This window comes from Variovorax sp. OV084 (assembly GCF_900111625.1).
Lineage (GTDB): Bacteria > Pseudomonadota > Gammaproteobacteria > Burkholderiales > Burkholderiaceae_C > Variovorax.
On record NZ_FOII01000005.1, the window covers coordinates 195,023 to 217,168 of the forward strand.

At 68.0% G+C, this 22,146-nt stretch carries 19 protein-coding genes and 1 tRNA gene; 16 read left to right on the forward strand and 4 right to left on the reverse strand.

Annotation, left to right across the window (positions count from 1 at the left end; genetic code table 11):
• Positions 1 to 34 precede the first annotated feature (34 nt).
• The 11 genes from BMW87_RS15995 (at position 35) to BMW87_RS16050 (ending at position 12,817) form a co-directional block, all read left to right on the forward strand.
• Positions 35 to 331 carry a hypothetical protein gene (locus BMW87_RS15995; protein ID WP_093057992.1) on the forward strand — a complete coding sequence of 99 codons (297 nt, stop codon included), beginning with the start codon at positions 35 to 37 and terminating at the stop codon, positions 329 to 331.
• Positions 332 to 421: 90 nt separating this feature from the next.
• On the forward strand, positions 422 to 3,499 hold the full coding sequence (gene fdnG / locus BMW87_RS16005) for a formate dehydrogenase-N subunit alpha (protein ID WP_143047794.1): 3,078 nt from the start codon (positions 422 to 424) through the stop codon (positions 3,497 to 3,499).
• Positions 3,500 to 3,502: 3 nt separating this feature from the next.
• A complete protein-coding gene (fdxH, locus tag BMW87_RS16010) occupies positions 3,503 to 4,468 on the forward strand; it encodes a formate dehydrogenase subunit beta (RefSeq protein ID WP_093077365.1) in 966 nt (321 codons plus the stop codon).
• 10 nt (positions 4,469 to 4,478) lie between these two features.
• Complete coding sequence (locus BMW87_RS16015) at positions 4,479 to 5,102, forward strand: formate dehydrogenase subunit gamma (RefSeq protein WP_093077367.1); 624 nt, start codon at positions 4,479 to 4,481, stop codon at positions 5,100 to 5,102.
• A gap of 10 nt (positions 5,103 to 5,112) precedes the next feature.
• Positions 5,113 to 6,141, forward strand: a complete 1,029-nt coding sequence (gene fdhE, locus BMW87_RS16020) for a formate dehydrogenase accessory protein FdhE (RefSeq protein WP_093077368.1) — start codon at positions 5,113 to 5,115, stop codon at positions 6,139 to 6,141.
• Positions 6,141 to 7,589 (forward strand): L-seryl-tRNA(Sec) selenium transferase, encoded by a 1,449-nt coding sequence (gene selA, locus BMW87_RS16025; RefSeq protein WP_093077370.1) that lies wholly within the window; start codon positions 6,141 to 6,143, stop codon positions 7,587 to 7,589. Before fdhE ends, selA begins: the two co-directional genes overlap by 1 nt.
• 41 nt (positions 7,590 to 7,630) lie before the next feature.
• Complete coding sequence (locus tag BMW87_RS16030; RefSeq protein ID WP_093077371.1) at positions 7,631 to 8,746, forward strand: acyl-CoA dehydrogenase family protein; 1,116 nt, start codon at positions 7,631 to 7,633, stop codon at positions 8,744 to 8,746.
• Between the two features lie 11 nt (positions 8,747 to 8,757).
• Positions 8,758 to 9,618 carry a phosphate/phosphite/phosphonate ABC transporter substrate-binding protein gene (locus BMW87_RS16035; RefSeq protein ID WP_093077373.1) on the forward strand — a complete coding sequence of 287 codons (861 nt, stop codon included), beginning with the start codon at positions 8,758 to 8,760 and terminating at the stop codon, positions 9,616 to 9,618.
• On the forward strand, positions 9,584 to 10,789 hold the full coding sequence (locus BMW87_RS16040) for a ferritin-like domain-containing protein (protein WP_093077374.1): 1,206 nt from the start codon (positions 9,584 to 9,586) through the stop codon (positions 10,787 to 10,789). Before BMW87_RS16035 ends, BMW87_RS16040 begins: the two co-directional genes overlap by 35 nt.
• Positions 10,790 to 10,802: 13 nt before the next feature.
• Positions 10,803 to 12,710 (forward strand): selenocysteine-specific translation elongation factor, encoded by a 1,908-nt coding sequence (gene selB / locus BMW87_RS16045; RefSeq protein WP_093077376.1) that lies wholly within the window; start codon positions 10,803 to 10,805, stop codon positions 12,708 to 12,710.
• A gap of 14 nt (positions 12,711 to 12,724) precedes the next feature.
• Positions 12,725 to 12,817: transfer RNA gene (locus tag BMW87_RS16050), tRNA-Sec, on the forward strand.
• A 147-nt stretch (positions 12,818 to 12,964) separates the two neighbouring features.
• Here the strand turns inward: BMW87_RS16050 and selD are convergent.
• Positions 12,965 to 14,032, reverse strand: a complete 1,068-nt coding sequence (gene selD, locus BMW87_RS16055) for a selenide, water dikinase SelD (RefSeq protein WP_256216796.1) — start codon at positions 14,030 to 14,032, stop codon at positions 12,965 to 12,967.
• 83 nt (positions 14,033 to 14,115) lie between these two features.
• On the opposite strand from selD, the gene BMW87_RS16060 reads away from it, so the two are divergent.
• Genes BMW87_RS16060 through mnmH form a run of 5 tightly spaced genes read left to right on the forward strand, consistent with a single transcriptional unit; the run spans position 14,116 to position 18,526 of the window.
• On the forward strand, positions 14,116 to 14,973 hold the full coding sequence (locus BMW87_RS16060; RefSeq protein ID WP_093077379.1) for a putative selenate ABC transporter substrate-binding protein: 858 nt from the start codon (positions 14,116 to 14,118) through the stop codon (positions 14,971 to 14,973).
• Positions 14,974 to 14,983: 10 nt separating this feature from the next.
• Positions 14,984 to 15,799: a phosphonate ABC transporter ATP-binding protein gene (locus BMW87_RS16065; protein ID WP_093077381.1), complete on the forward strand. Its 816-nt coding sequence runs from the start codon at positions 14,984 to 14,986 to the stop codon at positions 15,797 to 15,799.
• A complete protein-coding gene (locus tag BMW87_RS16070) occupies positions 15,796 to 16,626 on the forward strand; it encodes a PhnE/PtxC family ABC transporter permease (protein WP_093077382.1) in 831 nt (276 codons plus the stop codon). Before BMW87_RS16065 ends, BMW87_RS16070 begins: the two co-directional genes overlap by 4 nt.
• Complete coding sequence (gene phnE, locus BMW87_RS16075; protein WP_093077384.1) at positions 16,623 to 17,423, forward strand: phosphonate ABC transporter, permease protein PhnE; 801 nt, start codon at positions 16,623 to 16,625, stop codon at positions 17,421 to 17,423. The genes BMW87_RS16070 and phnE overlap by 4 nt, the downstream gene beginning before the upstream one ends.
• A 32-nt stretch (positions 17,424 to 17,455) precedes the next feature.
• Complete coding sequence (gene mnmH / locus BMW87_RS16080) at positions 17,456 to 18,526, forward strand: tRNA 2-selenouridine(34) synthase MnmH (RefSeq protein ID WP_093077385.1); 1,071 nt, start codon at positions 17,456 to 17,458, stop codon at positions 18,524 to 18,526.
• Here mnmH and fdhD read toward each other — a convergent pair.
• Genes fdhD through BMW87_RS16095 form a run of 3 tightly spaced genes read right to left on the reverse strand, consistent with a single transcriptional unit; the run spans position 18,460 to position 22,085 of the window.
• Complete coding sequence (gene fdhD / locus BMW87_RS16085; protein WP_093077387.1) at positions 18,460 to 19,377, reverse strand: formate dehydrogenase accessory sulfurtransferase FdhD; 918 nt, start codon at positions 19,375 to 19,377, stop codon at positions 18,460 to 18,462. The genes mnmH and fdhD overlap by 67 nt on opposite strands.
• A gap of 31 nt (positions 19,378 to 19,408) precedes the next feature.
• Positions 19,409 to 19,696, reverse strand: a complete 288-nt coding sequence (locus tag BMW87_RS16090) for a hypothetical protein (RefSeq protein ID WP_093058009.1) — start codon at positions 19,694 to 19,696, stop codon at positions 19,409 to 19,411.
• Between the two features lie 28 nt (positions 19,697 to 19,724).
• A complete protein-coding gene (locus tag BMW87_RS16095) occupies positions 19,725 to 22,085 on the reverse strand; it encodes an FdhF/YdeP family oxidoreductase (protein ID WP_093077388.1) in 2,361 nt (786 codons plus the stop codon).
• Positions 22,086 to 22,146 lie beyond the last annotated feature (61 nt).

Genomic DNA, 22,146 nt, shown 5'->3' on the forward strand with positions numbered 1-22,146 from the left:
GTTGTCAGACCCGTCCTTCCCCCAAGGAGTGTCGATGCCCCGATGTCAGCGTTTGCAGATCGTCGGCCTGTGCCTTGTCGCAGGCATGCTGGCGAGTGCCTGCGATCCCAAGGTCCCCACGCCGAAGGCCGATGGCGGCACCACCGGCGCGAGCCCGACGGGCATCAAGCCCGCCGAGTCCGGCGACAAGGTCGAATCCTCCGCTTCCCACAAAGGCCCGTCCGAAGGCGGCACAGCCATCGGCGGCATGAGCGGCCCGGGCGGTGGCGGCTCTTCCGGCGGCGCGGCGCCCGCGCCGAGCGGTGGCGACGGCACTGCGGCGCCCAAGTAGCGCGGCCCGACTGATTCATTCAATCAAGTTTCCCGGCAAAAAGAAGATCACGATGAAACACCCCACTTCACCGCTGCAGGAGGTCACGTCATGGACATGAACCGCCGGCAATTCTTCCGCGTCAGCAGTGCGGGGCTGGTCGGCTCCAGCATCGTGGCGCTCGGCTTCTCGCCGACCGCCGCGCTGGCCGAGGCCCGCAACTTCAAGCTCGCGCGCACCACCGAGACCCGCAACACCTGCCCGTACTGCTCAGTGGGCTGCGGGCTCATCATGTACAGCCTTGGCGACAAGGCGAAGAACGTGGTGTCCGACATCCTCCATATAGAGGGCGATGCTGACCACCCCGTGAACCGCGGCACGCTGTGCCCCAAGGGCGCGGGCCTGCTCGACTTCGTGCACAGCCCCAACCGCCTGAAGTACCCCGAGGTGCGCGAGGCCGGCAGCACCGAATGGAAGCGCATCGGCTGGAACGAGGCGCTCGACCGCATCGCCAAGCTGCTCAAGGCCGACCGCGACGCCAACTTCCAGACCACCAACGCCGAGGGCAAGACCGTGAACCGCTGGACCAGCAGCGGCATGCTCTGCGCCTCGGCCTCGTCCAACGAAACGGGCTACATCACGCACAAGGCATTCCGCTCGACCGGAATGCTGGTGTTCGACAACCAGGCACGCGTTTGACACGGACCTACGGTGGCCAGTCTGGCCCCGACGTTCGGACGAGGCGCGATGACCAACCATTGGCAGGACATCCAGAACGCGGATGTCGTGCTGATCATGGGCGGCAATGCCGCGGAGGCGCATCCGTGCGGCTTCAAGTGGGTCATCGAGGCCAAGAAGCAGAACAAGGCGCGCCTTGTCGTGGTCGACCCGCGCTTCACGCGCTCGGCCGCCATGGCCGACTACTACGCCCCGATACGCGCGGGCTCGGACATCGCGTTCCTGGCAGGCGTCATCAACTACCTGCTGGGCAACGACAAGATCCAGACGGAGTACGTGCGCAACTACACCAACGCGCCGTTCATCGTCGGGCCTGACTACAAGTTCGAGGACGGCCTGTTCAGCGGCTACAACGCCGAGAAGCGCAACTACGACCCCAAGTCATGGGGCTACGCGCTCGACGAGCAGGGCATGGCCAAGGTCGACATGACCATGCAGGACCCGCAGTGCGTGCTGCAGGTGATGAAGCGGCACTACTCGCGCTACACGCCCGAGCTGGTGAGCCGCATCACCGGCACGCCGCAGGACAAGTTCCTGAAGGTGTGCGAGTACATCGCGAGCACTAGCACGTCCACGCGCACCATGACCATCATGTACGCGCTGGGCTGGACGCAGCACAGCCAGGGCTCGCAGATGATCCGCACCGGCGCCATCGTGCAGCTGCTGCTGGGCAACATCGGCGTACCCGGCGGCGGCATGAACGCGCTGCGCGGCCACAGCAACATCCAGGGCCTGACCGACCTGGGGCTGCTGTCGAACTCCCTGCCCGGCTACATGTCGCTGGCGCGTGACAGCGAGCAGACGCTGGACGTCTACTACAAGACCCGCGCGCTGAAGCCGCTGCGCCCCAACCAGATGAGCTACTGGCAGAACTACCCGAAGTTCTTCGTCAGCATGCAGAAGGCGTGGTGGGGCAACGCGGCCACGGCGGAGAACGAGTGGGCCTTCCACTACCTGCCGAAGATCGACAAGCTCTACGACATCCTGCAGGCCTTCGAGCTCATGAACCAGGGCAAGCTCAACGGCTACATCTGCCAGGGCTTCAACCCGGTGGGCTCGTTCCCGGACAAGAAGAAGATCGTCGATGGGCTGTCCAAGCTCAAGTTCCTCGTCACCATCGATCCGTTGATGACCGAGACCAGCGAGTTCTGGCGCAACTTCGGCGAGTTCAACGACGTCAAGACCACCGACATCCAGACCACGGTGTTCCGCCTGCCATCGACCTGCTTCGCGGAGGAAGACGGCTCGCTCACCAACTCCAGCCGCTGGCTGCAGTGGCACTGGAAGGGCGCGGAGCCGCCGGGCGAGGCCAGGGGCGACATCGAGATCATCGCGGGCATCTTCAACCGCATTCGCACGGCCTACGCGAAGGACGGCGGCGCGTATCCCGACCCGATCGTCAACCTCACCTGGCCCTACAAGATTCCGCACTCGCCTTCCGCGCAGGAACTGGCGATGGAATACAACGGCCGCGCGCTGACCGACCTGCTCGACCCGAAGGACCCGACCAAGCCGCCGACAGCCAAGGCCGGCGAGCAGCTCTCGGGCTTCGGCCTGCTGCGCGACGACGGCAGCACCGCCAGCGGCTGCTGGATCTACAGCGGCGCATGGACGCAGGCCGGCAACCAGATGGCGCGGCGCGACAACGCCGACCCGTACGGCATCGGCATGGTGCAGAACTGGGCGTGGGCCTGGCCCGCGAACCGGCGCATTCTGTACAACGGTGCCTCGACCGATCCGGCCACCGGAAAGCCATGGATCGCCAAGCGCGGCCTCATCGCGTGGAACGGCAAGCAGTGGACCGGCGCCGACGTTCCCGACATCCGGCCCGATGCGAACCCGACGGAAGCCGACGCGGTGCGCCCCTTCATCATGACAGCCGAGGGCGTGGCCCGGCTCTTCGCGCCGACGGGCATGGCCGAAGGACCGCTGCCCGAGCACTACGAGCCCTTCGAGTCGCCGCTGGTCAACAACCTGATGCACCCGAACAACGAGAAGGCGCGCGCCAACCCCGCGGCACGCATCTTCAAGGGCGACCTCGAGCGTCTCGGCGTGCCGAAGGACTTCCCGTACGTGGCGACCAGCTACCGGCTCACGGAGCACTTCCACTACTGGACCAAGAACGTGCGCACCTCGGCCATCATCCAGCCGCAGCAGTTCGTCGAGATTGGCGAAGAGCTGGCGAAGGACAAAGGCATCGCCAATGGCGACATGGTGAAGGTGTCGAGCAAGCGCGGCTTCATCAAGGCCGTGGCGCTGGTCACCAAGCGCATCGTCGGGCTGCAGGTCGATGGCCGCACGGTGCACACGGTGGGGCTGCCGAACCACTGGGGCTTCGTCGGCGTGGCCAAGCCGGGGTATCTGGTGAACACGCTCACGCCTTTCGTGGGCGACGCGAACACACAGACGCCCGAGTACAAGTCGTTCACCGTGAACATCGAAAAGGCCTGAGCGATGTCTTCCCTTCAAACCCTGGACATCGCTGCCCGATCGGCCACGACCACGCCGTCGCCCGACATCCGCAACCGCCCGCAGGTGCAGCAGGTGGCCAAGCTGATCGACGTGTCGACCTGCATCGGCTGCAAGGCCTGCCAGGTCGCATGCATGCAGTGGAACGACCTGCGCGACGACGTGGGCACCGTGCACGGCACCTACGACAACCCGGTCGATCTCACGCCTTCCTCATGGACGGTGATGAAGTTCTCCGAAGTCGAACCCGAGGCCGGCAAGCTCGAATGGCTGATCCGCAAGGACGGCTGCATGCATTGCGACGACCCGGGCTGCCTGAAGTCGTGTCCGGCGCCGGGCGCCATCGTCAAGTACAGCAACGGCATCGTCGACTTCATCAGCGAGCATTGCGTGGGCTGCGGCAACTGCGTGACCGGCTGCCCCTTCGACGTACCGCGCATCAGCAAGGCCGACAACAAGGCCTACAAGTGCTCGCTGTGCTCCGATCGCGTGGGCGTGGGCCTGGAGCCGGCCTGCGTCAAGGCCTGCCCCACGGGCGCGCTGCATTTCGGCACCAAGGAAGACATGCACGAATACGCATCGGAGCGCATCGTCGACCTGAAGGAGCGCGGCTTTTCCAACGCCGGCGTGTACGACCCGGCCGGCGTGGGCGGCACGCACGTGATGTACGTGCTGCAGCACGCAGACCGCCCGGGCCTGTACGCCGACCTGCCGAAAGACCCGCACATCAGCCCGCTGGTGTCGCTGTGGAAGGGCGTGGCCAAGCCGCTCGCAATGGTCGCCATGATCGGCGCCGTGGTGGGCAGCTTCTTCCACTACATGAAGACCGGCCCCATCGAGCCGAAGGACGAGCATCCGGATGCCGACCGCGATGGCAAGCCCGACGACGTGGTGGTGATCGAAGAGCCGCCTGCGTCACCCCCCGCACCATCCACCGCGCCCCGTGCATGAGGAGAACGCGATGACACGCTATTACCTTCGCCGCTACCGCGACGCCACGCGCATGAACCACTGGTTCGTCGCGATCATGTTCTTCGCGGCCGCGCTCTCGGGCCTGGCCTTCTTCCACCCCGCCCTGTTCTTCCTGAGCACGCTGTTCGGCGGCGGGCCGTGGACGCGCATCCTGCATCCGTTCATGGGGCTGCTGATGGTGCTGGGCTTCGTGTTCCTGTTCGGCGCGATGTGGCGCGAGAACATCCTCGACCGCGGCGACCGCGAGTGGATCGCCAACGCGCCGAAGATGCTCAAGGGCGACAAGTCGAGCATGCCGCCGGTGGGCAAGTACAACGCGGGGCAGAAGCTGGTGTTCTGGGCCTTCGGTGTCAGCCTGCTGTTGCTGCTGGTGACGGGCTTCATGTTCTGGAGCCCGTGGTTCGTCGGGTTCTTCCCGATTCTCCTGCGGCGCATCGCGGTGGTGGTGCATTCGGTGTCGGCCGTGGTGCTGATCATTTCAGTCATCACGCACATCTACGCGGCCATCTGGGTCAAGGGCACGCTGCGCGCGATGACGCGCGGCACCGTCACGGAGGGATGGGCCAAGCTCAACCATCCGCTCTGGCATCGCAAAATGACGCGAGGTGAGTGATACTGCCCCGATGACGAGTTCCACCGGCAGCCCACCGCCGATCCGGACCACCCGCATCCTCGATCCTGAACAGATCGCGATGCAGGCCGGACGACAGATGCCGTTCCTGCGTTTGCCGGTTCGGTCCCTCGTGTTCTCCGACAGGCAATTGCGGCTGCGCCAGCTCGCAGCTTCGCATTCGATGCGGGAGTACCTGATCTTCATCGCCGATCTTGCGCAGGCGCAGCACCAGGTGCTGCAGGACTACGCACCGGTCACGTTGCCCGAATCCGATTCACTCGAAGCCGCATCGAAGGTGCTGAAACCGCCGATGCCCGCTTTCGGCTGGACGCGCGATCCGGTGTGGCTGCAGGAGCTTCGCCGTCTGCTCGGCCTCTTCCGCGCACGGCTGCCCGAAGGCCCCGCACGCGACACGCTCGACCGCGTGGTGGCGGCCGACGATGCGTGGATCAACGAGCAGGCCGACCGGCTCTCGCGCCGCATCATGTTCGGCCTCGACCTCGCAACCGCGCCACTGATTGCCGCGGGGCTGCAGGCCTACTGGGCTCAGCTCGTGCTGCAGGTGGCCGACCGCGAAGGCGAGAACATCTTCGGCCGCACCGATCCCGGCAACGAATGCCCTTGCTGTGGCAGCGTGCCCACCGTGAGCATCACGCGCATCGGCGCCGACGAAGCGGGCTTCCGCTACCTGCACTGTTCGCTGTGCAGCACCGAGTGGCACTACGTGCGCATCAAGTGCACGCACTGCGAGAGCACCAAGGGCATTCACTTCGAATCGCTGTCGCCGCAACCCGGCGTGGAGCTGCCGGCCACCGGCGCGCGCGAAGGCGCAGTCAAGGCCGAGTGCTGCGACAGCTGCGGCCACTACCTCAAGCAGATCGCGATGGAGAAAGACCCCGAGGTCGAGCCCGTCGCCGACGACCTCGCCAGCGTCACGCTCGACCTGCTGGTGTCCGAAGCCGGCCATCAACGCAGCGGCCACAATTTGATGCTGCTGTTCGGCGACCCCGAAATCCCCGACGACGGCGGAGGCGGCTGATGGCAGCGCCCGAAGAGTCCGTGGTCCACGGCTCGACGGCAAGGCCCCAGGATCTGCCTTCTGTCGATCAACTGCTGCGCCTCGCCGTGCCGGGCGCATTGCTGGCCGAGCACGGCCATACGCTGGTGGTGAAAGAGGCCCGTGCGCTGCTCGAAGGGCTTCGCGCGCGGGCTGTGGCGGGCAAGCTGATGGCCGCCGAGGTGCGGCACGACGCACTCGGCGATGCGCTTGCGGCGCGCATCCAGGCCCGCCTCGCGCCGCGCATGCGCGCCGTGCTCAACCTCACCGGCACCGTCATCCACACCAACCTCGGTCGCGCACTGCTGGCCGACGCAGCGCTGCAGCGGCTGCTCGCGGTGATGACCTCGCCCAACAACCTCGAATACGACCTCGCCACCGGCAGCCGAGGCGACCGCGACTCGCTGGTGGAAGAGTTGCTGTGCAGCATCACCGGCGCCGAGGCCGCCACGGTGGTCAACAACAACGCGGCCGCCGTGCTGCTCACCATCGCGGCACTGGCACGCGATCGCGAAGTGATCGTCTCGCGCGGCGAGCTCGTCGAGATCGGCGGCGCCTTCCGCATGCCCGACGTGATGGCCAGCGCGGGCGCGCGCATGGTCGAGGTCGGCACCACCAACCGCACGCATCCGCAGGACTACGAGCGCGCCATCAACGAACACACCGCGCTGGTGATGAAGGTGCACACCAGCAACTACGCCGTGCAGGGCTTTACCGCCGCAGTCGACGAAGCCACGCTCGCCGGCATCGCGCATGCACGCGGCGTGCCGCTGGCGACTGACCTGGGCAGCGGCTCGCTGGTCGACCTCGCGCACTACGGCCTGCCGCGCGAGCCGCTGCCGCAGGAGATGCTTGCAGCCGGCTGCGACGTGGTCACCTTCTCGGGCGACAAGCTGCTGGGCGGTCCGCAGGCCGGGCTGATCGTCGGCAGCAAGGCCGCCGTGGGCCGCATCCGCAAGTTCCCGATGAAGCGCGCGCTGCGCATGAGCAAGCTGCCGCTGGCCGCGCTCGAAGCCACGCTGTCGCTGTACCTGCGGCCCGAGCGTCTTGCGCAAGACCTGCCGACGCTGCGGCTGCTCACACGGCCCGCCGATGCGATCCGCGAAATGGCCGAGGCGTTGAAGGCGCCCGTGCAGGCAGCGGTGTCACCGCGCTTCACCGTCGAAGTCGTGCCGCTGCTCGGGCAGATCGGCTCCGGGTCTCTGCCTGTCGAGCGGCTGCCCTCGGCCGGCCTTGCGCTCGCGCCGGCCGGCACCTCGAAAAAGGGCACGGGCACCGCGCTCGACGCCCTCGCCACCGCGCTGCGCGGCCTGCCGCTGCCGGTGATCGGCCGCATCGCGGAAGACCGCCTGCTGCTCGACCTGCGCTGCCTGGAAGACAGCGCACCCTTCACGGCCCAGCTCGGCGCACTGCGCGAGCGGCTTCAGTAGACCGATCCCTCACTCAACCCACCACCTGTCTGGAGAAAGCGATGAATCCCCTCGAAGTGCTCGCCGGTATCGAAACGCAAACGCTGCAGCCCTCGGCCCAGCGCACCGACAGCGAGGGACGCTTTCCACGAGAGACGATCCAGGCGCTGGGCCAGGCCGGCCTGCTCGGGCTGGTGTCGGCCACGTCGGTCGGGGGCCAGGGCCTGGGCCTGAAGGAAGCCGCGCAGGTGGTGTCGCGCATCGCGCAGACCTGCCCGTCCACCGCGATGGTCGTGTGCATGCACTACTGCGCCACCGCCGTGCTCGAACAGTTCGGCCCCGAAGCCACGCGCCGCGCGATTGCCGAGGGCAAGCACCTGAGCACGCTGGCTTTCTCCGAAGCCGATTCGCGCAGCCACTTCTGGGCCCCCACCGGCACCGCCCGCGCAGATGGCGCGAACGTGGTGCTCGATGCCCGCAAGAGCTGGGTTACGTCCGCCTTCGAGGCCGACAGCTATGTGTGGTCGAGCAAGCCGCTCGCGGCCGAAGGCGCCAGCACGCTGTGGCTGGTCGATGCGAAGTCCGACGGCCTGAGCCAGCCCGGCCGCTTCGACGGACTGGGGCTGCGCGGCAACGCCTCCACGCCGATCACCGCGAAGGATGTGCGCATCGCGGCCAGCGCCCGGCTCGGCGAAGACGGCAAGGGCTTCGACGCCATGATGGGCGTGGTGCTGCCATGGTTCTCGGTGCTCAGCGCCGCCTGCTCGACGGGCCTGATGGAAGGCGCCCTGAGCCGTGCCATCGGCCATGTGAGCCAGACGAAGCACGTGCACCTCGATTCGTCGCTGGCCGACCTGCCGACCATTCGCGCCTACCTGGCACGTGCGCGCATCAAGACCGACATGGTGCAGGCGCTGCTCGACGACACCGTGGCCGCCATCGGCGCGAGCCGCCCCGACACCATGCTGCGCGTGCTCGAAGTGAAGGCGGCCGCCGCCGAAGCCGCGCTCGAAGTCACCGACATCGCCATGCGCGTGTGCGGTGGCGCGGCCTTCCGCAAGGAGGCAGGTATCGAACGGCTGTTCCGCGATGCGCGCGCATCGAGCGTGATGGCACCGACCTCCGACGTGCTGTACGACTTCATCGGCAAGGCCATCACCGGCCTGCCGCTGTTCTGAGGAACCGCGCCATGTCCGAACCGACGCTGATCATGGGCGCCGTGGCCTACGCGCCCAAGGTCGTCACCATCTGGGAGGGCTTCAAGGCCTTCTTCGTGAAGAACGGCCTGCCCTTCGACTACGTGCTGTATTCGAACTACGAAAGCCAGGTCGAGGCGCAGTTCGCCGGCACGCTGCACCTGGCGTGGAATTCGCCGCTGGCCTGGGCGCGCGCCGACCGCATCGCGCGCAGCCGCGGCCAGCAGGTGCAGGCCGTGGCGATGCGCGACACCGACTGCGACCTGCGCTCGGCCATCGTCGTGCGGGCCGACAGCCCGGTGCAGTCGCTGGCCGATCTGCGCGGCAAGACTGTCGGGCTGGGTGCGCTCGATTCGCCGCAGGCCACGCTGATTCCGCTCGACCACCTGCGCACCGAAGGCCTGGTGAAGTCGCGTGACTTCCAGGTGCGCTACTTCGACGTGCTCGGCGGCAAGCATGGCGACCACATCGGCGGCGAGCGCGATGCGGCCATCGCGCTGATGGCCGGCGAGGTCGACGCCTGCTGCCTGATCGACGGCAACCACCTGGCCTTCGGCCTCGACGGCACGCTGCCTTCGGGCAGCACGCGCGTGCTGGCGCGCACCGGCGCGTACGACCACTGCAACTTCACCACCAGCCCCGGCGCGCCGGCCACGTTGATCGACAGCTTCGTGTCGCTGCTGATGGCGATGCGCTGGGACGACCCGCAGGTGCGCCCACTGCTCGAACTCGAAGGCCTGCGCGAATGGCGCGCCGGACGCACCAGCGGCTACGCGCTGCTCGAGCGCGCGGTGGACGACGAGCATTTCTACGACGGCGATGGCCGCATCAGCAACCCCGACTATCGATATTGAGTCGCTGGGCCTCGACCAAGGCGCCCTGCTGCTCATTCGCCGCGCGCTGGCTGAAAGGCCGGTGGGCGGCGAGCTGCGCGTGCGCGGGCAATCGCCGGACTGGCAGATGCACCTGGAAGCCTGGTGCCGCAGCCAGGGGCATCCGCTGCGCTTCGAGACGGCGGAGGAGGCTTTGGTCACGCGCGGCCCGCATGCCGAAGGCCGCTGGCTCGGCGCGCAATCGACCGGCGCTGCGCAGGGCGACGCCAACGGCTCGCCCGCCGAGGACGCCGCGCCCGGCTGGGGCTTGGCCGCGCGCGGTGCCACGGTGGAGGCCGGCAGCCCGCCCTTCTTCTTCGCCCTGCATCGCCGCGACGAAATGTGGGCCGCGACGGCGGGCGAGCTCTACCGGCAGGCAGCAGCAGCCCAATGGGACCCGGGCACGGCCATCGACTGGGACGCGCCCTTCGACCTGTCGCCCGCAGTGGAGTCAGCGGTCGTGCAGGTGATGACCTATCTCATCGAAAACGAGAATGCCGCGCTGCTGGTGCCGGCGCGCCACCTCGGGCAGATCCATCCGCATTTCCGCGAGGTGCTGCAATTGCTTGCGCTGCAATGCGCGGACGAGGCGCGGCACGTCGAAGTCTTCACGCGCCGCGCCACGTTGCGCGGCCACCAGCCTGCGCTGTCGACCGCCGGCGGTCAGGCCTCGCTGCGCACGCTGTTCGATGCACCCGATTTCTCCGTCGCCACCTTCCTGCTGGCCGTGCTCGGCGAGGGCAGCTTCGTGAACCTGCTCAACTTTCTGCATGCGCACGCGCCAGACCCGGTGACGCGGCAGATCGCAAGGCTCACGGCGCGCGACGAGGCACGCCACGTCGCCTTCGGCATGGCGCATCTCGAATACCGGCTCTCGGTGCAGCCCGACTACCAGGCGCGGCTGCGCAACGCCATCGAGGTGCGCTACGACACGCTGGCCAGCACGGCGGGCCTCAACGAGGAGGTGTTCGACGCGCTGGTGCTGCTGGCGGCCGGCGAACTCTCGCCCACTGCCGTCGCACGCGGCCACGCGGCCGTGCAGCAACTGCAGCGCGACATGGCAGCCGGACGGCGTTCGCGCCTCGCGCGGCTGGGCTTCGACCGTGACGAGGCGCAGCGGCTGTCCGAGCTGCACACCCGCAACTTCATGTGACGACGCCCCCACGATGATCATCGGCACCGCAGGCCACATCGACCACGGCAAGACCACGCTGGTGCGCGCGCTCACCGGCGTCGACACCGACCGGCTGCCCGAGGAAAAGCGCCGCGGCATTTCCATCGAGCTGGGCTACGCGTACCTGCATGCGCCCGATGGCGTGTCGCTCGGCTTCGTCGACGTGCCCGGCCACGAGCGCCTGCTGCACACCATGCTGGCCGGTGCGACCGGCATCGACCACGCACTGCTGGTGGTGGCCGCCGACGACGGCGTGATGCCGCAGACGCGCGAGCATCTCGCGGTGGTGGCACTGCTGGGCGTTCGCGAGGCGACTGTGGCCATCACCAAGATCGACCGCATTGACGAGGCCGTGCGCGAAGCACGGCTCGCCGAGGTACGCGCGGACATCGCCACGCTGCTCGCGCCAACGCCGCTCGCGCAGGCGCCCATGCTGGCCGTGTCGGCGACGACCGGTGAAGGCATCGATGCGCTGCGGGAGCGGCTGCTCGACGTGGCGCGCCAGGAGCACGCGCGCGAAGACGACCTGGCGTTTCGCCTCGCCGTCGATCGCGCCTTCACGCTGTCGGGCGTCGGCACCGTGGTCACGGGCACGGTCTTCAGCGGCACGGTGCGCATCGGGGACGAACTGCGCGTGGTGCCTGGCGACCGCACGGTGCGCGTGCGCGGCATCCATGCGCAGAACCAGAAGACCGAATCGGCGCGCGCGGGCCAGCGCTGTGCGCTGGCACTGGCCGGCGTCACCAAGGACGAGATGCATCGCGGCGACTGGGTCTGCACACCGTCCATCGCGCTTGCCACCGACCGCATCGACGTGCTCCTCACGCTGTGGCCCGACGAGGCCAAGCCTCTGCGCTCAGGCGCGACGGTGCACGCGCACCTCGGCGCGAGCGATGTGATGGCGTCTGTCGCGCTGCTCGACCGCGATGCGCTCGCGCCCGGCGAGACGGCATTTGCACAGCTGGTGCTGCGGGAAGCAGTCGGCGCATGGCATGGCGACCGCGGTGTGCTGCGCGATGCCTCTGCCACGCGCACCGTGGCCGGCGTGCGCGTGCTCGATCCGTTCGCGCCAGTGCGCTACCGCCGCACGCCCGAGCGCCTGCGCACGCTGGCGGCCTGGGCCATCGACGACCGCGATGCGCGCGTGGCCGCGCTGCTGCACAACGCGCCGCTGGGCGTCGACATTGCACGGATGGCGCGCGCTCTCTCGCTGGCCGACGAAGGTGCGATGCCGCTGCCCGGCGACGCCGTGCGCATCGACCACACGGCCATCGCGCAGACGCATCTGGACATGCTTGAAGAACAGATCACCGGGCGCCTCGCAGACTTCCATCGCACTGCGCCAGACGAAGTCGGCCCCGATGCGCGCCGCCTCAAGCGGCTGGCCGGGCCACGCGCGGACGACTCGCTGTGGCGCCATGCGCTCGATGCGCTGGTCGCGCGCGGTGCGCTGGTGCGCAGCGGCACCTGGCTGCATCTGCCGGACCATGCGGCACGCCTCGGCGAAGCAGAACAGAAGCTCGCACAGAAGCTATTGCCCAGGCTGGCCGACGGCGGCTTCGATCCGCCATGGGTGCGCGATCTTGCGAAGGACTGCGCGGTGAGCGAGCCGATGGTGCGGCAGACGCTCGCGAGTCTCGCGCGGCGTGGCGAGACCTTTCAGGTGGTGAAGGACTTGTACTATCCGTTGGCAACCATCGAGCGGTTGGCGGCGTTGGCACGCGATTGCCTCGATGGCCCTGAAGGCTTGCAGGCCGCGAGTTTTCGCGATGCGACGGGATTGGGACGCAAGCGCGCAATCCAGTTGCTCGAATTTTTTGACCGTGTGGGCTATACGCGGCGCGTGAAGGACACGCACCTGCTGCGGCCCGATACGACGTTGTTCGGGGCGAGGCCGTGAACGACAAGAGTCATGGGAGGGGATCGTCCCTGGTGGGGCGGCTGGGCTTCAAACCCAGTGGGTGGCGCCAGTCGTCGCCGGGAAGGTTCGACTCCTTCCCCCTTCCGCCGTCGAGCGGGCATTCGCCTGCTGCGCGGTCCGATCTTGCACCTGCGATGCTCGACGTACCCATGTACGTCTGCGCTTCTCGGCGCAAGCTCGAACCGCTCGCGACGGCGACTGCCCACTCGACGAGTCGGCATAGGACCGCTCTGTCAGGGCACCACGCGCAGCGAGGGCTCACCGGCCTCTACACGACCGATGACCGCCGCTTGCCCAAAGCCTTCATCACGGAAGATCTTCAGCACCGCATCGACCGCTTCAGGCGCGCAGCTCACGAGCAGGCCGCCCGAAGTCTGCGGATCGCTCAGCAGGTTTTGCGTGGTGGCGTGCAGGCCGGCGGCCAGCTCCACGTCGGCGCCGTAGCCGGCCCAGTTGCGCCCCGAGGCACCGGTGACCATGCCCTCGGCGGCCATCACCACCACGTTGTCGAGCAGCGGCACCTTCGACCATTCGATCACCGCCTTGAGCTTCGCGCCGCGCGCCAGTTCGAGCGTGTGGCCAGCGAGGCCGAAACCCGTCACGTCGGTCAGCGCATGCACGCCGTCGAGCGCCGCGAGCGCGATGCCGGGCGTGTTGAGCTTCGTCGTGTTCTCGATCAGCTGGCGATAGCCGGTCTCGGAGAGCTGTTCTTTCTTGAGCGCGGCCGACAGCACGCCAACGCCCAGCGGCTTGCCCAGCACCAGCACGTCGCCCGCCTTCGCATCGGCATTGCGCCGCACGCGGTCGGGGTGCACGAGGCCCATGGCGACGAGCCCGTAGATCGGTTCGACCGAGTCGATGGTGTGGCCGCCGGCAATCGGGATGCCGGCTGCGCGGCACACGTCCTGCCCGCCGCGCACGATCTCGGCGATCACTTCCACCGGCAGCTGGTTGATCGGCATGGCCACCAGGGCCAACGCCATGATCGGGCGCCCGCCCATCGCGTACACGTCGCTGATCGCGTTGGTCGCGGCGATGCGGCCGAACTCGTAGGGGTCGTCCACGATGGGCATGAAGAAGTCGGTGGTGGCGATCAGCGCCTGCTGGTCGTTGAGCCTGTAGACCGCCGCGTCGTCGGCGGTCTCGATGCCCACCATGAGCTCGGGCGGGATCATGCTGCCCGCATGGTTCTTGAGGATCTGCGACAGCACGCCGGGCGCGATCTTGCAGCCGCAGCCGCCACCATGCGAAAAGCTCGTGAGGCGCAAAGGCGCGAGCGGGTTCATGAGCGTTGGGTTCATGGGCCGATTATCGAAGCGGCCCTGCTTTCTACAATCCCGTCCTTTCCTTTCCCACACCCGCTGCACGTTTTCGAGGCACATCCATGAAGAAGACTCTCACCCAGGTGGCGCTCGCGCTGGCCTTTTCCGTCGCCAGCTTCGGCGCCCTCGCCCAGGGCGTGCTGCGCGTCTCGGCCATTCCCGACGAAGCCCCCACCGAGCTGCAGCGCAAGTTCACACCGCTGGGCGACTACCTCAAGAAGGAAACCGGCATGGACGTGCAGTTCACGCCCGTGACTGACTATGCCGCCGTGGTCGAAGGCCTGGCCACCAACAAGATCGACCTGGCCTGGCTCGGAGGCTTCACCTTCGTGCAGGCACGCATTCGCACCAACGGCGGCGCGGTACCGATCGTGCAGCGCGCGGAAGACGAGGTGTTCACCAGCAAGTTCATCGTGCCGGTCGACAGCACCGCCAAGACGCTGGCCGACCTGAAGGGCAAGACATTCGCCTTCGGCGCGCCCTCGTCCACCTCGGGCAGCCTGATGCCGCGCTACTTCCTGCTGCAGGCCGGCATCAACCCCGAGAAGGACTTCAAGACAGTCGCCTTCTCGGGCGCGCATGACGCCACGGTGGCCTTCGTGGCCGCATCGCGCGCCGAGGCAGGCGTGCTCAACGCATCGGTGTGGGACAAGCTGGTCGAGTCGAAGAACCCCAACGCCGCCAAGGTGCGCGTGCTGGCAACCACGCCGACCTACTACGACTACAACTGGACGGTGCGCCCGGGACTCGATCCGGCCATCACCAGGAAGCTGACCGATGCGTTCCTGAAGCTCGACCCGGCCCACCCAGCGCAGAAGGAAATCATGGCGCTGCAGCGGGCTAGCAAGTTCATTCCGACCAAGTCGTCGAACTACGACGGCATCGAGACGGCGGGCAAGTCGGCTGGCCTGATCAAGTGAGTTTGCGCGGATGAGTTTTTCGCTGGAAGGCGCGGGTGTCGTGCACCCCAATGGCCAGCGAGCGCTGGCTGGGGTGACGCTGGCCGCGCACGACGGCGAACGCATCGCCGTCATCGGGCCCTCGGGCGCCGGCAAGACCACGCTGCTGCGCGTGCTCGGCGCGGCGCTGCGGCCCACGGAGGGCGAGGTTCAGGCCTTGGGCGCCAGGCCTTGGCAATTGCCAGCCGCGGCGCTGAAGAAGCTGCGCGCCCGCATCGGCACCGTGCACCAGTCGCCGCCGATTGCGCCGCGCCTGCGCGTGGTCACAGCCGTGCTCGCGGGTCGGCTCGGCGAGTGGTCGACACTGCGCGCGCTGGGCTCGCTCTTCCATCCCTCGGACATTGCCGGTGCGCACGAAGTGCTGTCGCGCCTGTCGCTGGAAGACCGCCTGTTCGACCGCTGCGACCGCCTTTCGGGCGGCCAGCTGCAACGCGTGGGCATCGCGCGGGCCCTGTATCAGCGCCCCGCCCTGCTGCTGGCCGATGAGCCCGTGTCCGCGCTGGACCCCACGCTGGCCGACGCCGCCATCGGCCAGCTTGTCGCGCAAAGCGAATCGACGGGCGCCACGCTGATGGCCTCGCTGCATGCGGTGGACCTCGCACTGCGCTGGTTTCCGCGCATCGTCGGCATGCGCAACGGGCAGGTGATGTTCGACCTGCCCGCCGCGCAAGTAACGGCCACGATGCTCGACGCGCTCTATGCAAGCGAAGGCGGCATCGCAACGCAGCGGCCGCAGCCGGCAAGTGCGGCAATGGAAGCGGCTTTCCATCGGCCGGACTGCCCTTGACGAGCACCGCCATCGCCCACCGCGACCCGCACGCCGCGCGCCGGCTGGCCGGATGCGTCGCCGCGCTCGTCATCGCATGGCCGATGCTGGCGCTGTCCGAATTCAAGCCGTGGGCGCTGTTCGCCGGCGGCAACCTCGCGGTCATCGGCGACTTCCTGGCGGGCTTCTTTCCACCCGACGGCTCGGCCGCCTTTCTCGCGCTGCTCTTCAAGGCCACGCTCGAAACGCTGGCGATGGCCACGGCCGGCACCGCGCTGGCGTTGCTGATCGGCGCGCCGCTGGGCTTCGTGACGACGCGCGCTCTCTCCATCTCGCGCATTGGCCCAGGCCCCGGCCGCGCGCAGGCGGGCATCGTGCGGCAGGCCGCGCGCTGGCTGCTGATGGTGCTGCGGGCGATTCCCGAAATTGTCTGGGCGCTGCTCTTCGTGCGCGCGCTCGGGCTCGGCCCCGCCGCGGGCGTGCTGGCGCTGGCCATCACCTACGGCGGCATGCTGGGCAAGGTCTACGCCGAGATCCTCGAATCGACCGACACACGCCCCGCGCGAGCCCTGCTCGAAAGCGGCAGCGGCCGGCTCGCGGCGCTTTGCTATGGGCTGCTGCCGAACACGGCGCAGGAACTGGCCTCGTACACCGTGTACCGCTGGGAATGCGCGGTGCGTGCGTCGGTGGTGATGGGCTTCGTCGGCGCAGGCGGACTGGGGCAGTTGATGGACCAGTCGATGAAGATGCTCAACGGCGGCGAGGCCAGCAGCATCCTGCTGGTGTTCCTGGCGCTCGTGCTGCTGGCCGACCTGCTGAGCAATGCGTTGCGCAGGCTGCTGGCATGACGACGATGCTGCCCCCACGCCCGCCGCCTTGCTGGCGTTGCCGCATTGCCCTGCTGCTGATCGGTGTGGCGGTGATTGCGAGCTTTGTCTACCTGGGCATCGATTACCGCGCGTTGGGCTCGTCGGAGTCGCTGCGGCTCATGGGCAAGTTCATTGCCGAGTTCTTCCCGCCCGATGTGTCGCCCGAGTTTCTCTCCAAGGTCGGCAATGGCGCGTTGCAGACGCTGGCCGTGTCCGCGCTCGGCACGGTGCTGGCGGCCATCGCAGGCGCGGTGCTCGCGTTGCCGGCCTCGGGCCGCGCTGGCTGGCTGCCGCGCCACGTGGCGCGCTTCGTCCTGAACTTCCTGCGCAGCGTGCCCGAACTCGTGTGGGCCGCGCTGATGGTGCTCGCCGCCGGCATCGGCCCGTTCGCGGGCGCGCTGGCACTGTCGCTGCACACCACGGGCGTGCTGGGCCGCCTGTTCGCCGAAGCGCTGGAAAACGCCCCGCGCGAACCCGAGCACGCGCTGACGCTCTCAGGCGCCAACCCCGTCACCGCCTTCAGCTACGCCAGCCTGCCCATCGTGCTGCCGCAGTGGGTGGCCTACGCGCTCTACCGCTGGGAGATGAACATCCGCATGGCAGCCGTGCTGGGCTTCGTGGGCGGCGGCGGGCTGGGGCAGCTGCTGTACTTCCACCTGTCGATCTTCCAGCAGCAGCAGGCGATGACGGTGCTGATCGCGATGTTCGTGCTGGTCACGCTGGTGGACTTTGCGAGCGCTCGCTTGCGCCGTGGCCTTGGACCTGCATACGCCTGAGTACCCGACAATCGGGGCATGAGGTTCCTGCCATGAGTCATCGCCAGCCCGTGCGGGTCGGCGACCGCCACGCCTTCGACACGCTGATCGACGCCCGCTCCCCGGCCGAGTTCGCGCTCGACCACATCCCCGGCGCCATCAACTGCCCCGTGCTCGACGACGAGGAGCGCCGCATCGTCGGCACCGTCTACGTGCAGACCGGCGCCTTCGAAGCCCGGCGCATCGGCGGCGCGATGGTCGCGGCCAACATCGCGAAGCATCTGCGCGACACGCTGGCCGACCGGCCCGAGAACTGGAAGCCGCTGGTCTACTGCTGGCGCGGCGGCATGCGCAGCGGCTCGATGGTCACCTGGCTGCGCCTCGTCGGCTGGGACGCGCAGCAGCTAGCGGGCGGCTACAAGAGCTTTCGCCGGCACGTGATCTCGCAGATCGACACGCTGACCCCGAAGCTCGACCTGCGCGTGATCTGCGGCGCTACCGGCAGCGCAAAGACGCGCGTGCTGCACGCGCTGGCCGCGCGCGGCGCGCAGGTGCTCGATTTGGAAGACTTCGCCAGCCACAAGGGCTCGCTGCTCGGCTCGCTGCCGGGTGTGGCGCAGCCTTCGCAGAAGCACTTCGAGACGCTGATCGCAGCGGTACTCGAAACCGTCGATCTCTCGCGCCCGCTGTATGTGGAGGGAGAGAGCATCCGCATCGGGCGGCTGTCGCTGCCGTTGTCGCTGGTGGCGCGGATGCGGGCGGCGCCGTGCATCGAGGTGGCGGCCACGCCCGAGGCACGGCTGGCCTATCTGCTGCGCGACTACGCCTACCTCGGCGACGACCGCGAGGCACTGGCCGACAAGATGGGCGTGCTGAAGGAAATGCAGGGGAAGGAAACGGTGGCGCGCTGGCAGCAGTGGGCGCATGAGGCCGATCTGCCGCATCTGTTTGCGGAGCTGATGGCGCTGCACTATGACCCGCATTACCAGAAGTCGCAGGAGCTGCACTTCAAGGCCTGGGTGCAGCGCCGGAGCGTGGTGGCGGAGGACTTGTCGGATCAGGGGATCGAGGCGGTGGCTGATGCCGTGCTGTCGCTCGAAAAGGGTGCGAGTCCATCGGCATAGAGCACACCACGCGGCGCGCGGCACAGCCCCCAGAAACGCAAGCCGCAAAGCTCGGCCATGCGCACACCCATCGAGGTCGGCGCAGAGATGGTCGCCATCGCCGCAATGCCCAGGCGCGCGCACTTGCGCACGAGCTCGTGACTGCCTCGGCTGGACATCAGCACGAAGCCCGGTTCTTCGAGGCGCCCTGCCAGCGCGAGCCTGCCTAGCAGCTTGTCGAGTGCGTTGTGGCGGCCGACGTCTTCCATCAGGTCGGTGAGTTCACCGCCGACCGTGGCCCATGCTGCGGCATGGATCGCGCCGGCTTCGGCGTTGAGGACTTGGCGCGGCGACATGGCTGCGAAGGCGCGCAGCACTGTCGCCAGGTCGACGCGTTCGATCCAGTCGCGTTGCGGCACGCGCTGCGGCGAGAGATCGAGCCCCGCGAAGCTCTCGACGCCGCACACTCCACAGCCGGTGCGACCGGCGAGGCTGCGGCGGCGGTCTTTCAGGCGTTCGAAGCTGCGTGTTGAGATTTCAAGCTGCACCTCGATACCGGGCATGCCTTCGGGCAGGCCGGCATCGGAGGCATCGACCGTCTGCACTTCGATGCCGCGGCAATCGGCGGCGGTATCGAGGATGCCTTCGCTCAGCGCGAAGCCGAGCGCAAAGGCTTCGAGGTCTTGCGGCGTGGCCATCATCACCGCGTGCGAGACGCCGTTGAACACCAGCGCGACCGGCACCTCGGCCGCCAGGGTGTCGTCGCGCACCACGCCTTCGGGCCCAACGCCGCGCTCGCCGAAGACATGCACGGCATGCCGAGAGAGCGGCGGCAGGGTGTCTTCGGAATCGGCGAGGTCTGGCTGCGACATGGTGGCTCCGGGTGGGCCTGCCATTGTCGGCTCAGTCGCCCATTTCGTCTTCAGGGGGCAGCGTTTGCACCTGTGCCCGTCCGGGCTCCTGGAGGTGTGCGACCCAGCGGCCGTCCTGCTGCTCCACGCGCACCCAGCCGGGGCCGCGCACGCCGCCGATGGCCGCATCGCCCATCAGCGTGAGCCGGCGCATCAGCACACTTGCGCCCTGCCCGAGCCGTTTGCCGAGGCGCGGCAGCGAAACGCCAGCGTCGTCCGGCGCCTGCGCGAGCATGCGCAGGATCGCCACGGAAAGGTCGTCCTGGAGCAAGGCGCTCATCTGATCGCCTGCGCAGCGGCCCGGTGGCTCATGCAGCCACCATCCCGTCCGCCTGGTCCTCCGCCAGCTTCTGGATCGGCAGCTCGTGCGGCACCAGCACCACGGGAATCGACTTGGAGGTCGGCGTGCCCGCGTTCTCGGCCACCGACGACAGCGGCACCAGCGGATTGGTCTCGGGGTAGTAGGCTGCGATGTTGCCGCGCGGGATGTCGTAGGCCACCAGCTTGAAGCGGTCGGCGCGGCGCTCCTGGCCGTCGTTCCACACGGTCTGGATGTCGACCCAGTCGCCGTCCTTCATGCCAAGCTTGCTGATGTCTTCCTTGTTGATGAACACCACGCGGCGCTGGCCGAACACGCCGCGGTAGCGGTCGTCCATGCCGTAGATGGTGGTGTTGTACTGGTCGTGCGAACGCGTGGTCAGCAGCGTGAAGACGATGGTGTCGCCCTTCTTCGCGAAGCGCGCGCGGGCGCGGTGCGAATGGGTGTCCAGCGGCACGGCGTGCGTGAAGAACACGGCCTTCTTCGACGCGGTGTTCCACACGCGCTCGCTTGCGGTGTTGCGCAGGCGGAAACCGCCGGGGTGCGCCACGCGCGTGTTGAAGTCCTTGAAGTCGTCGAAAACGGCTTCGATCTTGTCGCGGATGCGCGCGTAGTCTTCGACGAGCCACAGCCACGGTGTCTTGCTGCGCGCGCCGATGGTAGCGGCCGCGAGCCGCGCCACGATGGCCGGCTCCGACAGCAGGTGCTGCGACGCAGGCGGGTTGATGCCCATCGAGATGTGCACCATGCTCATCGAGTCTTCCACCGTCACGCCCTGCGGGCCGGCGGCCTGCATGTCGATCTCAGTGCGGCCCAGGCAAGGCAGTATCAGCGCCTCGCGCCCGTGGACCACGTGGCTGCGGTTGAGCTTGGTGGTCACGTGCACTGTCAGGTCGCACTGCTGAAGCGCCTTCCAGGTCTGGTAGGTGTCGGGCGTGGCGGCCGCAAAGTTGCCGCCGAGCGCGAAGAACACCTTGCCCTTGCCGTCGAGCATGAGCCGGATGGCCTCGACCGTGTCGACGCCGTTCTGCCGCGGCGGCTCGAAGTCGAACACCTTCTGCAGGCGGTCGAGCAGCGCTGCCGGCGGCTTTTCCCAGATGCCCATGGTGCGGTCGCCCTGCACGTTGCTGTGGCCGCGCACCGGGCATGCACCCGCGCCTTCGCGGCCCATGTGGCCGCACAGCATGAGCCAGTTGCCGATCATCTGGATGGTGGCGACCGAATGCTGGTGCTGCGTGATGCCCATGCCCCAGCAGGCGATGACCCGCTTGGCCCCCAGGTACACGTCGGCTGCGGCGCGGATCTGCGCTTCGCTCAGGCCCGACTCCTGCACCAGGATGTCCCACGACTCGGCGCGCAGGTCAGCCGCCAGCGCCTCGAAGCCGGTGGTGTGCGTGGCGATGAATTCATGGTCGAGCACCGAAGGCTCGCCGCGCGCGACCGCTTCGTCTTCGCGCTCGATGACGTGCTTCATCATCCCCTTGATGACGGAGAAGTCGCCGCCCACGCGCAGCTGGAAGTAGTGCGTGCTGATGGGCGTGGAGCCCATGGTCGCCATCTCGAGCTTGTCCTGCGGGTCGGCAAAGCGCTCCAGTCCGCGCTCGCGCAGCGGGTTGAAGCTCACGATGCGCGCGCCGCGCCTGGAAGCCGAGCGCAACTCGCCGAGCATGCGCGGGTGATTGGTGCCGGGGTTCTGGCCGAAGATGAAGATCGCGTCGGCCTTCTCGAAGTCGTCGAGCGTGACCGTGCCCTTGCCCACGCCGAACTGCGGACGCATGCCGCTGCCGCTGGGCTCGTGGCACATGTTCGAGCAATCGGGAAAATTGTTGGTGCCGTACTCGCGCACGAACAGCTGGTACAGAAAGGCCGCCTCGTTGCTCGCGCGGCCCGAGGTATAGAAGATGGCCTGGTTCGGGTCGGGCAGCGCATTCAGGTGCTGGGCTATGCGCGCGAAGGCATCGTCCCATTCGATGGGCACGTATTTGTCGCTGGTCGCGTCATAGGCCATGGGGTGCGTGAGGCGGCCCTGGTCTTCGAGCCAGAAGTCGCTTTGCTCGGCGAGTTCGGCCACGGTGTGCTTGGCGAACAGCTCGGGGCCGGCGCGGCGCGCGGTGGCTTCGGCGGCCACAGCCTTGACGCCGTTCTCGCAGAACTCGAAGGTCGAGGCGTGGTTGCGGTCAGGCCAGGCGCAGCCGGGGCAGTCGAAACCGTCGGGCTGGTTGGCCGACAGCAGCGTCTTCGCGCCCTTGATGGGAATGTCCTGCCGCAGCAGCGCGGTCGTCACGCTGCGCAGTGCGCCCCAACCGCCCGCAGGGCCCTTGTAAAACTCGATCTTCTGCTCACTGCTCATGCCGGCGAGTGTTCGCCGTGGGCCTGCGGAGCGTCAAATTGAATCGGGACATGCGGCGATT

Coding starts and splice junctions, on each gene's coding strand:
- BMW87_RS15995 (WP_093057992.1), top strand. CDS start 35: ATGCCCCGATGTCAGCGTTTGCAGATCGTCGGCCTGTGCCTTGTCGCA.
- fdxH (WP_093077365.1), top strand. CDS start 3,503: ATGTCTTCCCTTCAAACCCTGGACATCGCTGCCCGATCGGCCACGACC.
- BMW87_RS16015 (WP_093077367.1), top strand. CDS start 4,479: ATGACACGCTATTACCTTCGCCGCTACCGCGACGCCACGCGCATGAAC.
- fdhE (WP_093077368.1), top strand. CDS start 5,113: ATGACGAGTTCCACCGGCAGCCCACCGCCGATCCGGACCACCCGCATC.
- selA (WP_093077370.1), top strand. CDS start 6,141: ATGGCAGCGCCCGAAGAGTCCGTGGTCCACGGCTCGACGGCAAGGCCC.
- BMW87_RS16030 (WP_093077371.1), top strand. CDS start 7,631: ATGAATCCCCTCGAAGTGCTCGCCGGTATCGAAACGCAAACGCTGCAG.
- BMW87_RS16035 (WP_093077373.1), top strand. CDS start 8,758: ATGTCCGAACCGACGCTGATCATGGGCGCCGTGGCCTACGCGCCCAAG.
- BMW87_RS16040 (WP_093077374.1), top strand. CDS start 9,584: ATGGCCGCATCAGCAACCCCGACTATCGATATTGAGTCGCTGGGCCTC.
- selB (WP_093077376.1), top strand. CDS start 10,803: ATGATCATCGGCACCGCAGGCCACATCGACCACGGCAAGACCACGCTG.
- selD (WP_256216796.1), bottom strand. CDS start 14,032: ATGAACCCAACGCTCATGAACCCGCTCGCGCCTTTGCGCCTCACGAGC.
- BMW87_RS16060 (WP_093077379.1), top strand. CDS start 14,116: ATGAAGAAGACTCTCACCCAGGTGGCGCTCGCGCTGGCCTTTTCCGTC.
- BMW87_RS16065 (WP_093077381.1), top strand. CDS start 14,984: ATGAGTTTTTCGCTGGAAGGCGCGGGTGTCGTGCACCCCAATGGCCAG.
- phnE (WP_093077384.1), top strand. CDS start 16,623: ATGACGACGATGCTGCCCCCACGCCCGCCGCCTTGCTGGCGTTGCCGC.
- mnmH (WP_093077385.1), top strand. CDS start 17,456: ATGAGTCATCGCCAGCCCGTGCGGGTCGGCGACCGCCACGCCTTCGAC.
- fdhD (WP_093077387.1), bottom strand. CDS start 19,377: ATGTCGCAGCCAGACCTCGCCGATTCCGAAGACACCCTGCCGCCGCTC.
- BMW87_RS16090 (WP_093058009.1), bottom strand. CDS start 19,696: ATGAGCGCCTTGCTCCAGGACGACCTTTCCGTGGCGATCCTGCGCATG.
- BMW87_RS16095 (WP_093077388.1), bottom strand. CDS start 22,085: ATGAGCAGTGAGCAGAAGATCGAGTTTTACAAGGGCCCTGCGGGCGGT.